The following is a 14,856-nucleotide window of genomic DNA, read 5'->3' on the forward strand; positions in this document are numbered from 1 at the left end:
CCCCTCATGGTGCTGATGATTGTCAGCGGCCGCTCTGGTTCGGGTAAATCTGTTGCCCTGCGGGCGCTGGAAGATATGGGTTTCTACTGCGTTGATAACCTGCCGGTCACTCTTCTGCCGGAGCTTGCCGCTACCCTGGCAACACGCGATATCTCTGCCGCAGTGAGTATTGACGTCCGCAATATGCCGGAGTCCCCGGAAGTCTTTGAGGAAGCCCTGACCAGATTACCGGACAGTTTCTCACCCCAGCTGCTGTTCCTGGATGCGGATCGCAACACCCTGATCCGCCGTTACAGTGATACACGCCGTCTGCATCCCCTCTCCAGCAAAAATCTCTCGCTGGAAAGTGCGATTGACGAAGAGAGCGATCTGCTGGAGCCGCTGCGTTCCCGTGCCGATCTGATTATCGATACCTCTGAGATGTCAGTGCATGAACTGGCAGAAATGCTGAGAACCCGCCTGCTCGGCAAGCGCGAACGCGAGCTGACCATGGTGTTCGAGTCGTTCGGCTTTAAACACGGCATCCCGATTGATGCGGATTATGTGTTTGATGTCCGTTTTCTGCCGAACCCGCACTGGGATCCGAAACTGCGTCCGATGACCGGTCTGGATAAACCGGTGGCGGCGTTCCTCGACCGCCATACCGAAGTACACAACTTTATTTACCAGACCCGCAGTTATCTGGAACTGTGGCTGCCGATGCTGGAAACCAACAACCGCAGCTACCTGACCGTCGCTATCGGCTGTACCGGCGGCAAACACCGTTCTGTCTATGTGGCGGAACAGCTGGCGGATTACTTCCGCTCACGCGGGAAAAACGTGCAGTCGCGCCACCGGACCCTGGAAAAACGGAAGTAATCCATGACCATCCGTTGTCAGGTTGAAATCAAAAACCGGCTTGGGCTGCATGCCCGGCCGGCCATGAAACTGTTTGAACTGATCCAGACCTTCCGGTCAACGGTGGTATTCCGTAATAAGCAAAATGAAGAAGCCCGGGCAGACAGTGTGCTTGCCATGCTGATGCTGGATTCCGAACAGGGCAGTTTTATTGAAGTGGAAGCAACAGGGCCTGATGAAAATTCTGCCATTGAGGCAATTATTTCCCTTTTTGATTCAGGTTTTGATGAAGATTAGTTATACTAACCGAAATATTTTACTTAAAGAAAACTGATACGCTGTTTCGTTCACGCAGCCCGGCGGTTCGTGATCCTGATCTCTTTCCTTTCCGGAGAGAACAGCCTACTATCAGATTAATTATCAAATGAGCACCCCCCTCCTTCTGGTGTGGGGGTGTTCTTTTGTATTGGAAATGATTTGGAGTGTGGTATGAAAAAGCCCAATATAATTATTAATGAGCTGGACGCGGAGCGTCTGGATATGCTGCTGGAACAGCCTGCTTATGCTGACAATCCGGTGGCTGAAGCCCTGAATGACGAGTTAGATCGCGCGGAAATTCTGCCGCCTGCAGAAATGCCGGCCACGGTTGTGACGATGAACAGCCGCGTGCGCTTTGAAGATTTATCGAGCGGGAAAGAGAGTATCCGTACCCTGGTGTACCCGGCATCGCTGAAAGACAGTGCAGAACAGCTGTCTGTGATGGCACCGCTGGGAGCTGCGTTACTCGGGCTTTCTGTCGGCGATGAGATCTCATGGGAACTGCCGAACGGTGAAGCAACGCGCGTAAAAGTATCAGAAATTATCTATCAGCCTGAAGCTGCCGGTGAGTTACACCGTTAATCTGCTTTAAGCCTGCTCTGCGTCCGTTTCAGGCAATCTGCGGGCGCAGCTTCCATTTTCCCTTCTTTTTCTGCATGATGGCTTATCTTTCCTCTTTCCGGAGCCACTATGTCAACATTCAGTCTGCTGCACGTTCTTGCCTTTTCCCCGTTAACAGAATCCCCGCTGCCACTGGTGCTTAATTTCGAAAACCAGTTATTTATGCTCACAAAGGGCCTGATCATGCTGATGATATAGTGCTGTGCTTCTTTCCGGCATAAAAAACCCTGACATAAAAGTCAGGGTTTTTTATTTTAATGCACTAAAACACTTACTGCCCCGCAATACTCATTTCCGGCAGCCAGACTGAGCCGCACTGAATATTGCTGCGGGTTTCAATATCGTCGCCGGTGGCAATAATGTTGGCCCACATGTCTTTCAGGTTGCCGGCAATGGTGATTTCACTGACCGGATACTGAATCTCGCCGTTTTCCACCCAGAAACCGGATGCGCCGCGGGAGTAATCACCGGTGATTCCGCTGACACCCTGTCCCATCAGTTCGGTCACCACCAGACCAGTGCCCATTTCCCGGAGCATGTCATCAAACCCCAGCCCCTGACCGGCAATGTGCCAGTTGTGAATACCGCCTGCGTGACCGGTACTTTTCAGCCCCAGTTTACGCGCGGCGTAGGTGGTCATCAGCCAGTTATTCAGAACGCCGTTTTCGATAATCAGGCGATCCTCGGTGCGGACCCCCTCGCTGTCAAACGGGGTGGAGGCCAGGCCGCCGATCACATGCGGCAGTTCGCGGATAGTCAGCCAGTCCGGCAGGATCTGTTTACCGAGGCTGTCGAGCAGGAAGGTGGATTTGCGGTACACGGAGGTGCCGCTGATCGCGCCGACCAGATGCCCGAACAGGCCGGTTGCCACTTCCGGGGCAAAAATCACCGGCGCTTTCTGTGTTGCCAGTTTGCGCGGCGCAAGGCGGGACAACGTCCGCCGGGCACACTCTTCCCCCACCCACTGTGCGGATTTCAGGTCATCCAGCTTACGGGCAATGGTGTAAGCGTAATCACGCTCCATATCGCCGTTCTCTTCCGCGATCACACAGGCGGACATGGAGTGACGGCTGCTGCAGTAGCTTTGCAGCATACCCAGCGTGTTACCGAACACCCGGATGCCGTAATGGCTGTTAAAGCTGCCGCCTTCTGTGTTGGTGATGCGCGGGTCGGCACTCAGCGCCGCTTTTTCCGCATTGGCAGCGTAGTCGATCGCCTGGTCAGCACTCACTTCGGACGGATAAAACAGTTGCAGATCCGGTGCCTCAAAAGCCAGCAAATCACGATCTGCCGGGCCGGAACACGGATCTTCAGATGTATATTTCGCAATATCGATCGCCGCCTGTACGGTACGGGCAATCGCCTCTTCGCTTAAATCTGTGGAGGATGCGCTGCCTTTGCGCTGGTTATGATACACCGTGATCCCCAGTGCACCGTCACTGTTAAACTCGACATTCTCCACCTCACCCATACGGGTGCTCACACTCATCCCGGTGGTCCGGCTGACAGCAACTTCGGCGCTGTCACACCCTTTCTGTGCAATACTCAGTGCCTGCGAAACCGCTTGTTCCAGGCGCGTACGCTGCGCCATAATCTGAGAAGTGATATTCATCAATCAGGTTCCAATTCAATAAATTAAGGGGCCGTCAGCTAATCAGACAGCTGAATAGGTGTTATCCGGCCTTTTCCCCGGTTACAATACGCAATAATCAAATGTTAACACTCACAAACACAGAGATCATCCGGCACCCGCCGCTCTGTGTTTCGCCACAGGAAATACTATTATGGCAAAGCAGCCTGAAGACTGGTTTGAAGAACCCGATGCACTTCCTCAGGAGGAAGAGGATGACGAGATAATCTGGGTCAGCAAAAGCGAAATTAAACGCGATGCGGAAGCCCTGAAAAAACTCGGTGCTGAACTGGTTGCACTGAGCAAAACCCAGCTGGAACGTATTCCGCTGGATGAACAGCTGCTCGAGGCCATCCTGCTTGCACAAAAAATCAAGCGCGAAGGCCTGCGCCGTCAGTTACAGCTCATCGGTAAACTGCTGCGGGCCCGTGACCCGGAGCCGATTACCACCGCACTCGACAAACTGAAAAACCGCCATAACCAGCAGGTTGTCCTGCTGCATAAACTCGAAGATCTGCGCGAACGCCTGGTCACCGGTGATGATACCGTGACGGAAGAAGCCGTTGCGCTGTTCCCGCACCTTGATCGCCAGCAGCTGCGTACGCTTATCCGCAATGCGAAAAAAGAGCGCGAAGGCAATAAACCGCCGAAAGCTTACCGCCAGCTGTTCCAGTATCTGAAAGAACTGGCAGAAAGCGCTTAATCCGCCGTCATGGTCAGGGGGGTCAGCACCAGCTGAATATCCCCCGGCCACTCTTCCTCCGCATCCCGGCAGGTGCCGATAATGGCTGAAAACAGCCGCCGCTGACGTGCGGTAATATGTTCAAACGCCAGTATCACCGGCAGATCAATCCCGCCTGTCAGCACGTCCCACAGTGCATCCGTGTTACACCCGAAGTACGGCAGCTGAAATTTATCACTGAACTGCTGATAAAAATCGTCTGTTGTCCGGATGGTACGGAAATCAAAACGCACAATGCTGATATCAGGTGTCATGGATTAATTGGCCTGCTGAAAGGAACGGTAATGATCGGTGGTGACATAAATCAGCCCGTCCCCGGAATAAAGCAGACGATCACTGCCGCGATGACCGCAGTTATAGTTAATATCCGCTTCAAACCACTGCCGTGATGGTGCATCCGGCAACCCTTTTTCCCGGTTGCCGAAGCGGTCACCGCCGATGGCTTTACCCGGCATCACCTCACAGAGGTTGCCCTTTGACGGCTGCCAGCCCGCATTACGGGCGGCTTTTTTCGTCACATAGTAATCCGGCAGGCGCTGGTGCTGCTGCACATAGCTGACCACCCGTGCCTGTGCTGTCAGGGCATCAATGCTCTGCGGCTGCTCTGTATGCTGCGGTACCGGCTCTGACGGACGGGTATCGATAAACTGCCCCGGTAACCCTGCCAGCCAGGCAGAGACCGCGACAATCAGAACAATCACCAGCGTACCGTATTTTTTCATCATCAGGCCGTTCCGCCGACAGTAATGCTGTCCAGTTTCAGGGTCGGCTGACCGACACCCACCGGCACGCTCTGGCCTTCTTTACCGCACACACCGACACCTTTATCCAGTTTCAGGTCATTACCGACCATCGATACCTGCTGCATGGCCTCAATACCGGAGCCAATCAGTGTCGCACCTTTTACCGGTTTGGTAATCTTACCGTTTTCAATGAGATACGCTTCAGATGTCGAGAACACAAACTTACCGGAGGTGATATCCACCTGACCACCGCCGAAATTCGGGGCATACAGGCCATTTTTCACACTGGCGATAATCGCTTCCGGCGATGATTCCCCCGCCAGCATATAGGTGTTGGTCATGCGCGGCATCGGCAGATGGGCATAGGATTCACGGCGGCCGTTACCGGTCGGGTCAACCCCCATCAGGCGGGCGTTGAGCTTATCCTGCATATAACCTTTCAGAATACCGTTCTCGATCAGGACATTATACTGTCCCGGTACACCTTCATCATCAATTGCCAGTGAACCGCGGCGATCACCGATAGTACCGTCATCAACAATGGTACAGAGTGATGATGTGACCTGCTGACCGATTTTTCCGCTGAATACCGATGCACCACGGCGGTTGAAATCCCCTTCCAGGCCATGCCCGACCGCTTCATGCAGCAACACGCCCGGCCAGCCCGCGCCCAGCACAACCGGCATTGATCCGGCCGGTGCCGCAACAGCAGAGAGATTCACCAGCGCCATGCGCACCGCTTCGCGGGCAAAATGGTCTGCGCGGATCTCACCGTCTTCCGTACCGAGAAAATATTCATAACCAAAACGACCACCGCCGCCGCTGCCGCCGTGTTCACGTTTGCCGTCCTCTTCCACCAGCACACTGACAGACAGGCGCACCAGCGGACGGATATCTGTTGCCAGTGTGCCGTCAGTGGCAGCCACCAGCACTTCTTCATACACACCGGTCAGGCTGGCATTCACTTCCTGCACACGCGGATCTTCCGCCCGTGCCACACGGTCAAGGCGGTGCAGCAGTGCGATTTTTTCCTCGCGCGGCATTGCACGCAGCGGATCGAGCGCGGCATAGAGTGCCGTGTTATTGACACGATGCAGGCTCTGCACCTGTCCGTTACCCTGCTCACGGACAATACTGCGGGCGGCGGATGCACTCTGCTGTAATGCGGTCAGGCTTATCTGATCCGCATAGGCAAAACCGGTTTTCTCACCGCTGACGGCGCGGATACCGACACCCTGGTCAATATTGTAAGAGCCGTTTTTGATAATTTTATCTTCCAGCACCCAGGCTTCATGAAAACTGCTCTGAAAATACAGATCGCCATAATCAATATGGCGATCTGCTAACTGTGTGAGGACAGAAAAGAGATCCTGTTCGTCAAGATCATGGGCGGTCAGCAGATGGTTACTGACAGTTGAAAAACTCATAATTTACTCTTTACCTGTGGTGTTTTTCTCAATCAGTGACGTCAGCTGCGGGCGGAAACGGTTATGTTTCACCACGCGGATCTGCTCACGCATTGAGGTTAAGCTGTCCGGACGGATATCAACGCCGATGGCGGCCACCGCATCCGTGTTTTTTTTCATCACTTTGCCCCAGCCGTCAACCGCCATGGTATGTCCCCATGTGCGGCGGGTACCGTGTACACCGACTTGTGCCGGCGCCAGGATAATGCACTGGTTTTCAATCGCACGGGCGCGCAACAGCGGCTCCCAGTGAGATTTTCCGGTCAGCCGAGTAAAGGCTGCCGGAACAGAGATAATCTCCGCGCCCTGCTCACGCAGTGCCTGGAACAGGCCCGGGAAACGCAGATCATAACAGATGGTCATGCCGAGACGGCCCACCGGGGTATCGACAACGGTAATGTGCTCACCGCGCTGGAAGATTTTTGATTCATTGTATGAGCCCTGCTCATCATCAATATTCACGTCAAACATATGAATTTTATCATAACGGGCTTTGATTTCCCCTTTATCATCAAACAGCAGGCTGCTGCTGGTGATGCGCGCCGGGTCTTCGCGGCTGATCAGCGGCATTGAGCCGACCAGAATCCACACCCCGTAACGGCGGGCCATATCAGCCACCGCGGATTGCAGCGGGCCTTCGCCCTGCACTTCCGCATACTTCTGATAGGTGTTGCCTGATGCAAAAATCAGCGCATTTTCCGGTGTCATCACCAGTTTGATATTATCAGGCAGTTGTTTGATCTGTTGTTCGATTTGCGCCAAATTGTGTTTAATATTTGTGCCGCTGCACAGCTGCAATAAAGCCACATTTGCGTTTTTCATTCCCGGGTCTCCTTTAACTGACGCAAAACTTCATCTATCTTCGGCTCTTCTAAACTACCGCTCAGGTGATACCGTATCACCGAAATTTTACTCCAGAGCGGGCCGAGCACCTTACTGGCCACAAAGACTGCCGCTCCGGCTATCGGGTTAACCACAAAGGCTGTCGCCACCCCGACCGTCGCAGAGAGTTCCGGTGTGACAACCACCGACATATCAATGCGACGATCCACAAGATAAACTGAACCGCTGAAGCTGATATCCGCAATTAATCCGTCCACGCGGGTATCGGTTGTCTTTAAAACACCCTCTTTTATCACGCCTTTGCCGCGTATGCTGTCAAAAACGAAATCATTGCTGAAAGTATCCGTAAAATCGAGCTGTAATTTGCGCAGTAACGCATCAAAACTGACGAGCCGCAGCAGTTTACCGGCGTTACCGCCGCCCATCCGCTCAATCGCCCCTTTACCGAGCGACGTGCTGATGATGCCGTTCAGGGTCGCCACATCCGGTGACCACGGAACATCCCGCCAGTTCAGGTCAAAATCCACAGTAAACGGTGAGCCGGTGATAGGCACCAGTACCCCGAAATACGCCGCCATATTATCAAAAACCGGCCCCTTAAACTGACCTTTAAAGTGCGACAGCGGCGCAGGCCCGGCATCCCAGCGACCGCTGAGGGTCAGTTCACTGGCACTGTTTTTAACTGTTGCCGCATCCAGCACCAGTGAATTATTGTCCGGCCAGACTTTCGCATTCACCGTACCGATATTCAGACCGCTTACCCAGCAGGCTTCACAGCGCAGCGTGACCGCAGGCCAGCTGCCGACACGGTAATCCGTTTTGGTGGTTTCATTGCGCTGTGATTCCGGCAGGGCGTTCTGAATCGACTCCGGATTATAGTAGAGATAATCGATACTCGCCTGCCATGGTCCGGAGGCCGGAATACGGACATCCCCGCGCAGCTCCTGACTGTCTGAGCTGAGCAGCCAGCCATTTTCCTGCGGATGAATACGCAGTTTTATCTGATTCCAGCGCTGTCCGGCAAAGTCCGCATAAGGCGCGGAAATATCAATATTCCCCGGCAGTTTCAGTGCGGCAGACTGCTGATGATTCTGACCGGCAACCGCCAGCGCGCCGACCCACTCCTCACCACTGATCGGCGGCAGGGCAATACTGATAACATCCCGGGTGACTTTCTCCGGCACTTTTGTCCCCGGAACAATTGCCGCACCATTAAGCGTGAGAATATCGCCGAGGTGCCAGTCCGTCAGGACGCTGAACGATTTACCGACCGTGCCCCCGGCTTTCAGGGTGTGTTCTGTCCCGGTGGCATGCACATTCAGGGTGCCGCTCTCCGCGGCCCAGCGCCGGACAGCCGGTAAGGTGCTGCTGGTCAGTTTGCCGGTCTGACCCTCCAGATCCACGGTATAACTCATTTCCCCTTTCTGCGGCAGGGTAATCTTCACATCCCCCGTCCACGGGAACGAACCGGTCACGTGCTGTTTTATCGCCGCCGGTATCCCGTCTATGCCCTTCATCTGCCAGTCAGCGTCCAGATCGATATTGACGGCGAAATCAGACGGGTTTTCTTTGGTGGTAAAGCGGATATTCAGCGGCTGCCCGAACCAGTGTGCCGTGATGCGGTCGCTTTCCAGGTCACCGTTATCAAAGCGGAACTGGCCGCTGACACCGTTGAGTGTGCTGCCGAGCGGTACCACATCAATATCATTATTTTTCAGATTAACATGCCCGGTTGCCCGCACCATCTCATTGAAGTTAAGCGGGATTTCCAGTTTAAGATCACCGTTTACCTCTCCGCCGATTTTCAGCTGCTCCAGGGTATTACCGATAGAACCCTTCATCGGGGTTTCATCAAAATACCGGCCCAGAGATTCACCTTTACCTTCAATATCGGACTGAATATACAGGCGCTCAACCGTAAAATCCGGAATATCCGCTTTCAGATTACGGGCGGTGGCTTCACCCAGTTTTGCTTCCTGCGCACTGATCCACAACCCCTGATTATGGAAATTCAGATCCGCATCCATGTTTATCAGTGCCGGCCATTCCGGATCATATTTAAAGGTGGCATCACGCAGCGGCACCCAAATCTGAAACTGCCCTTCGTTTTTACGGAACGGAAAGTCCGCCGGGTTGCCCTGAAATATGACCGTGGCATTTTCCGCTTTCCCGGCAATCAGTGCCTGCGTCAGGTATTCGCTCAGAAATTCCCCCATCAGCGGTACCGGGAAATAGCGCCAGGCTTCTCCGGCATCTGTCAGCGTCACACCACCGAGGATACCAAGTGACGGCGGCCTGTCCTTATCATGCTGATAGCGGAAGTTCCCGTTCGCCCGCAGTGCGCCGGATTGCAGATCTAAATTATCACTCCAGAGGCTGAAGTTGCCGCCGGTATTACGCCACTGCACCTGTCCGCGGCTTTCTGATACCGCCAGCGGTGCGGTAAACATCGGGCGGTAGTCCAGCACACTGTCATCGAGGGCAAAACGCAGAATGCCGCGTGCCTGGCCGCCGCGTAATACGCCGCTGAAATGGGATACTGACGGTAATTCTTCCCGGGCTTTCCAGCTGACATCCTGCCAGGAAACATCCAGTTCGAGGTTTTCCGGGGCGGCAGGGGTGATATCAAGGGCAAAATCACGGATAAGACCTGACGGCTCGCGCTCCTGCCAGCCTTTGACAATATCATTGGTGAGGAAAGAGAATGTCGGCACAATACTGCTCAGACGCGCCAGCTCAATATCATTGGCACGGATACGCAGATGCGGATTGCCGCCGTATTTAGCTGACGGCGGGATATAAAGCAGTGACAGACTGCCCTCCGGCCACTGCTGCCCGTCAGTTTTCAGGTTCAGCAGATCCGGGATATTAAACAGCCAGCCTTCCCCCTGGCGGCGCATCTGCACCAGCAGATCCTGAACTTCCAGGGTGTGCGTGTCCTTACCGACCAGCCAGTCCGCCTCGCCGGAGTTCAGTCTGACCAGGCCCCGGGTTATCATCCCCTTCTCCACCGTCATCCAGCCGGCCAGGCTGAAACCGGCCTTGTTCAGCCCGGTGTTATCGCGCAGCCAGCGGCTGAACCACGGTGTCATATCAATATCATCCGCCTGGAGATAGACCGTACCCTCATCCAGCAGACCATTGACATCACGCAGATCCAGACGCACCTGCAGCCAGCCGCGCGGGTTATTCACCGAGGAGAGACTGATCTCCCCCTGGGCGCGGTGGCGTTTGCTCTGATTGAGCCATGACAGACGGGAAACCAGCAAAGTGGCGGGATCGCCGGACGGTGTGAGAAAACGGATTTCACTGTCGCGCAGATCAAAATTATCAAACCGCTCCAGCCAGAGCCCGGACAGAGCATCATCCGTTTCAATGCTGCTGCCGTCACTGCTCAGCGGCTGTTTGTAATCCAGCTTCATATGCCAGAATGTCAGATCCCGGAAACTGACCTGAAAACGGAACAGTGTCCGCCAGATATCCAGAGAGAGGTCGATTTTTTCAGCTGAAATGTCTGCATCCGGGGCGGTAACCGTCAGATCACGGAGTGTCAGCGCCGGGCCGAATCCCTGCCAGCGGCCGCTGATCTCCCCGATTCTGACCGTGGCACCGGTCATCTGCGAAAGTTTTTGTTCGATCTGCGGGCGGTATTCATTAATCTGAGGCAACAGGTAGCGCAGACCGCCGAGCACCAGTGCCGCAGCAATCACGATTACAATCACACATGTCAGTAAAATCCCGGGCAGTCGCCTCACTGGCTCTCCTTCTCCTGCAGCTGTCAAGGCCGGCGGAACCGGATATCCGCTTATATCCGGCAGTGTACCGCCAATGAATTACATCATAACGACATCAAAATGTTCCTGACTGTAGAGCGGTTCGGCGCGAACCTGAACCTGTTTACCGACAAAAATTTCCACCTCTGCCAGTGCATGGGATTCATCCCCCTGCAATGCCTCAGTCACTGCCGGTGAGGCATAAACGAGGAAGCGGTCAACATCCAGCAGGTGGTGCACGCGGACAATTTCACGCAGAATTTCATAACAGACCGTTTCCACCGAGCGGACACTGCCGCGCCCCTGACAGGTCGGGCATTTCTCACACAGGACATGTTCAAGGCTCTCCCGCGTGCGCTTGCGGGTCATCTCCACCAGCCCGAGCTGTGAAAAACCGTTAATCGTGGTCTTCACGCGATCTTTTGCCAGCGCCAGTTCCAGCGAGCTCAGCACCCGGCGGCGGTGGTCATCATCGATCATATCAATGAAATCAATGATAATGATACCACCGAGGTTACGCAGACGTAACTGCCGCGCAATCGACTGTGTGGCCTCGATATTGGTATTGAAAATGGTTTCTTCCAGATTGCGGTGCCCGACAAACGCGCCGGTATTGATGTCGATAGTGGTCATCGCCTCGGTCTGGTCGATAATCAGGTATCCGCCTGACTTCATTTCAACCTTGCGCTCCATCGCCCGCTGAATTTCATTTTCAGTATCGTAGAGATCAAAAATCGGCTGACTGCCCTGGTACAACTCCAGTTTGGCGGTCATTTCCGGGATGTAATCATCCACAAATTCCTGTAACTCTTTGAAGCTCAGGCGGGAGTCAATCCGGATACGGTCGAGTGACTCACCGGCAAAATCCCGCAGAATACGGTGCGCCAGCGCCAGTTCACCGTAGATTTTGGTGCGGGTGGTATTGCGTTTTTTGCGCTGGATAACTTTGGTCCACAACCGGCGCAGAAACGCGGCATCAGAGGTCAGTTCTTCTTCCCCGACGCCTTCCGCTGCCGTGCGGATAATAAAACCGCCGTCCTCATCACAATAACCCGCCACAATATTTTTCAGGCGCTCACGCTCTTCCTCACTCTCAATGCGCTGGGAAACCCCGACATGAGACGCGCCCGGCATAAATACCAGGTAGCGGGAAGGCAGCGTGATATCGGTGGTCAGACGCGCACCTTTGGTACCCAGCGGATCTTTGACCACCTGCACAATGAGATCCTGCCCCTGATGGACCAGTTCCCCGATATCACGGGTGCGGAATTTCTCTTTTTCATCCCCGGAAATACATTCCGTGTGCGGAATAATATCCGAGGCATGCAGAAAGGCTGCTTTATCCAGGCCAATATCGATAAAGGCCGCCTGCATTCCGGGCAGCACCCGGCTCACACGCCCTTTATAGATATTGCCGACGATACCGCGTTTAGCCTCGCGCTCAATATGAATTTCCTGAAGGATCCCGCCGGTAATATAAGCGACCCGTGTTTCAGACGGGGTCACGTTGACTAAAAGCTCGGCTGTCATGGTATTTCTTTCCCGTCAATATGTTCCGGTACAACCCCGTTCAGGGTATCCGTGTACCGTTTAATTAATTCTTCGGTCTCCACTAACGGTAATCCCACCACAGCATGATAGCTACCGTTAATTTTGCGGACATAGCGCCCGCCCAGGCCCTGGATGCCGTACGCACCGGCTTTGTCCATCGGCTCACCTGTCTGAATATACTCGTTTATTTCGTCATCTGATAACCGGCGGAATGTCACATCCGTCACAATCAATGTACTCAGTGTCCGGAAACGATCAGAAACCGCGACCGCCGTCATCACCTGATGTGTACAGCCGGATAGTGCGCTGAGCATGGTAAAGGCATGTGCCGCATCACGGGGCTTCTCCAGAATATCACCGCCGAGTACCACAATGGTATCAGAGCCGATAACCGGACGATCTTCTGCTGCCAGCGCCACACCGGCCTGTGCTTTCTCCCGCGCCAGACGTACCACGTAATCCGCTGCGGGTTCACCGTCACGGCGGATTTCATCGATACAGGGAGAGAGCGTGTCACACTGAACATTCAGCAGCCGGATAAGTTCCCGGCGGCGGGGAGAGGTTGAAGCAAGGTAAATCGGCAGCATTCAGGGGTCCTGACGTTTTGTTCACGTATCACGCCGCCGTTCCCTGATTAATGAACAGAAAAGTGACGGCGGGTCTTACGCAGTAATAAAAAAATCCATGGCCATAAGATACCATTGACCAGACTGTTCCAGAAGACTTCCGGATGAAACACAATATCGGACAACAGAAATTCTGACCAGAAAACAAAGAACTGCATCAGCACTGACAGCACCATAATAACCAGCGACTGCTGCCACAGCGCCATATTACGCAGCAGCTGATGTCTGAATGAGACCAGATAAGCGACGATAGACAGGCTCAGGGCATGTACACCCAGTGTGGAACCTTCAATCAGGTCAATAATCAAACCGAGAAAGAAAGCGGAGCCGACACTGACCCGGTGCGGCAGCGCCATCACCCAGTAGATAAGAAACAGCATCGCCCACGACGGACGGTAAAACTGAATCTGCTCCGGCCAGGGCATAATCTGCAGGACCAGTGCTATCAGAAAGGAGAGCCAGACAATAATCCGGTTTTGTCCCCGGTAGGTATTCATTGCTGCGGCCTCATCCTCAGCGGCCGGGCCGGTGCGGTATCCGCTGCCGGCTCCTGAGCAGCCGGGGCGGCAGTGGCCGGGCTGTCTGCCGGTTTTGGCTGTTCAGGCTTTGGCTTAGCCGGGGTCGGCGGTGTCGTACCGGCGGAGGATGGCGGCGCGTCCGGCAGTACCGCTGCCGGGTCCGTTTCCGGCGCCGCAACGGACGGGATCACCTGCGGCATCACCTGCATAATACGCTCATTGGCTGCGCGGTACACTTCAGACGGGCCGGAAGGGTCACGCGGGTTGCTGTCTCCGCCCCATAATAAGAGCAGATAACGCAGACGCTGAAGATCTGCCGTTGGTTTGGCACTGATAATGGTATAAGCGCGCTGATTATCCACTTTCACCGAAGAGACGATCCCGACCGGATACCCTTCCGGGAAACGACCGCCGAGGCCGGATGTGACCAGCACATCCCCCACGCGGATATCAATATTGTTCGGCAGGGGTTCAAGCTGTAAATCGTCAGTACATCCGGTGCCGGATGCAATGACGCGAATATCGTTACGCAGTACCTGAATCGGCAGTGCGTGGGTGGTATCGCAGATCAGCAGAACACGGCTGGTTAACTGGGACACGGCAATTACCTGCCCCACCACGCCTTTATCACTGATCACCGGCTGGCCGTCATACACGCCGTCACGGCTGCCTTTATCGATAACCACCTGGTCACGGTACGGGGTGTTGGCCCCCGCCATGACCTGAGTGACCATCATGTGCTCATCCTGACGCAGCGGTGAACCGAGCAGTTCCCGCAACCGGGCATTTTCCTGCTTAAATTGTTCAAGCAGCTGATTCTGACTGCTTTTAACCAGCAGTTCCTGGCGCAGCGCGCGGTTTTCAAATTCCAGCTGCTCGCGGGTGGCAAAATTATCAGAGATACCGTCCAGTAACTGACGCGGGCCGTTGGCTAAAAAATAGAACGGGCTGACCGCCGTATCCAGATAGTTACGGATTTTGGTAAAAGCATCAATCCGGTTATCAACCACAATCAGTCCGATGGCAAAAATAACCGCAACAATAATGCGAATCTGAAGGGAAGGCCCCCGGCTAAAAATCGGCTTCATAGGATGCGATATCAGGCACTACAGTAATTCCGTCCGGGAAGACAGAGTGTGAATCCGGCGAGCAGGGGGAGCGGACTCCCCCGGCCTGCAGTATTGAACG

General features: G+C 54.4%; 15 protein-coding genes. 5 read left to right on the forward strand and 10 right to left on the reverse strand.

What is annotated here, in order from left to right; translation table 11 throughout:
- Positions 1 to 6: 6 nt before the first annotated feature.
- The 4 genes from rapZ (at position 7) to U868_RS26115 (ending at position 1,974) form a co-directional block, all read left to right on the forward strand.
- A complete protein-coding gene (rapZ, locus tag U868_RS0102105; protein ID WP_025151847.1) occupies positions 7 to 858 on the forward strand; it encodes an RNase adapter RapZ in 852 nt (283 codons plus the stop codon).
- A 3-nt stretch (positions 859 to 861) separates the two neighbouring features.
- Complete coding sequence (npr, locus tag U868_RS0102110; protein WP_004240520.1) at positions 862 to 1,134, forward strand: PTS phosphocarrier protein NPr; 273 nt, start codon at positions 862 to 864, stop codon at positions 1,132 to 1,134.
- A 192-nt stretch (positions 1,135 to 1,326) separates the two neighbouring features.
- Positions 1,327 to 1,737 (forward strand): nucleoside diphosphate kinase regulator, encoded by a 411-nt coding sequence (rnk, locus tag U868_RS0102115; RefSeq protein ID WP_025151848.1) that lies wholly within the window; start codon positions 1,327 to 1,329, stop codon positions 1,735 to 1,737.
- Positions 1,738 to 1,845: 108 nt separating this feature from the next.
- On the forward strand, positions 1,846 to 1,974 hold the full coding sequence (locus U868_RS26115) for a hypothetical protein (RefSeq protein ID WP_262860974.1): 129 nt from the start codon (positions 1,846 to 1,848) through the stop codon (positions 1,972 to 1,974).
- A 73-nt stretch (positions 1,975 to 2,047) separates the two neighbouring features.
- Here U868_RS26115 and pmbA read toward each other — a convergent pair whose 3' ends face one another.
- Positions 2,048 to 3,388, reverse strand: coding sequence for a metalloprotease PmbA (pmbA, locus tag U868_RS0102125; RefSeq protein WP_025151849.1), 1,341 nt, complete (start codon positions 3,386 to 3,388; stop codon positions 2,048 to 2,050).
- A gap of 172 nt (positions 3,389 to 3,560) precedes the next feature.
- On the opposite strand from pmbA, the gene yjgA reads away from it, so the two are divergent.
- Entirely contained in the window at positions 3,561 to 4,109 is a 549-nt protein-coding gene (gene yjgA / locus U868_RS0102130; RefSeq protein ID WP_025151850.1) for a ribosome biogenesis factor YjgA, read from the forward strand.
- Here yjgA and U868_RS0102135 read toward each other — a convergent pair.
- The 9 genes from U868_RS0102135 to mreC all read right to left on the reverse strand — a co-directional run bounded on the left by U868_RS0102135 (position 4,106) and on the right by mreC (position 14,756).
- On the reverse strand, positions 4,106 to 4,402 hold the full coding sequence (locus tag U868_RS0102135; protein WP_029990494.1) for a barstar family protein: 297 nt from the start codon (positions 4,400 to 4,402) through the stop codon (positions 4,106 to 4,108). The genes yjgA and U868_RS0102135 overlap by 4 nt on opposite strands.
- A 3-nt stretch (positions 4,403 to 4,405) precedes the next feature.
- Positions 4,406 to 4,873, reverse strand: a complete 468-nt coding sequence (locus U868_RS0102140; RefSeq protein ID WP_025151852.1) for a ribonuclease domain-containing protein — start codon at positions 4,871 to 4,873, stop codon at positions 4,406 to 4,408.
- On the reverse strand, positions 4,873 to 6,318 hold the full coding sequence (gene tldD, locus U868_RS0102145; RefSeq protein ID WP_025151853.1) for a metalloprotease TldD: 1,446 nt from the start codon (positions 6,316 to 6,318) through the stop codon (positions 4,873 to 4,875). The genes U868_RS0102140 and tldD overlap by 1 nt, the downstream gene beginning before the upstream one ends.
- 3 nt (positions 6,319 to 6,321) lie before the next feature.
- The gene (gene nit1, locus U868_RS0102150) at positions 6,322 to 7,179 is read right to left on the reverse strand and encodes a deaminated glutathione amidase (protein ID WP_025151854.1); all 858 of its coding nucleotides are present in this window, start codon (positions 7,177 to 7,179) and stop codon (positions 6,322 to 6,324) included.
- The gene (gene yhdP / locus U868_RS0102155) at positions 7,176 to 10,955 is read right to left on the reverse strand and encodes an AsmA2 domain-containing protein YhdP (RefSeq protein WP_025151855.1); all 3,780 of its coding nucleotides are present in this window, start codon (positions 10,953 to 10,955) and stop codon (positions 7,176 to 7,178) included. The genes nit1 and yhdP overlap by 4 nt, the downstream gene beginning before the upstream one ends.
- Before the next feature lie 78 nt (positions 10,956 to 11,033).
- The gene (rng, locus tag U868_RS0102160) at positions 11,034 to 12,503 is read right to left on the reverse strand and encodes a ribonuclease G (protein WP_025151856.1); all 1,470 of its coding nucleotides are present in this window, start codon (positions 12,501 to 12,503) and stop codon (positions 11,034 to 11,036) included.
- Positions 12,500 to 13,111 carry a Maf family protein gene (locus tag U868_RS0102165; RefSeq protein ID WP_025151857.1) on the reverse strand — a complete coding sequence of 204 codons (612 nt, stop codon included), beginning with the start codon at positions 13,109 to 13,111 and terminating at the stop codon, positions 12,500 to 12,502. The genes rng and U868_RS0102165 overlap by 4 nt, the downstream gene beginning before the upstream one ends.
- Before the next feature lie 47 nt (positions 13,112 to 13,158).
- Positions 13,159 to 13,647 (reverse strand): rod shape-determining protein MreD, encoded by a 489-nt coding sequence (mreD, locus tag U868_RS0102170; RefSeq protein ID WP_025151858.1) that lies wholly within the window; start codon positions 13,645 to 13,647, stop codon positions 13,159 to 13,161.
- Positions 13,644 to 14,756 carry a rod shape-determining protein MreC gene (gene mreC / locus U868_RS0102175; RefSeq protein WP_025151859.1) on the reverse strand — a complete coding sequence of 371 codons (1,113 nt, stop codon included), beginning with the start codon at positions 14,754 to 14,756 and terminating at the stop codon, positions 13,644 to 13,646. The genes mreD and mreC overlap by 4 nt, the downstream gene beginning before the upstream one ends.
- Positions 14,757 to 14,856 lie beyond the last annotated feature (100 nt).

It is taken from the genome of Morganella morganii H1r (genome assembly GCF_000633515.1).
GTDB lineage: Bacteria > Pseudomonadota > Gammaproteobacteria > Enterobacterales > Enterobacteriaceae > Morganella > Morganella morganii_B.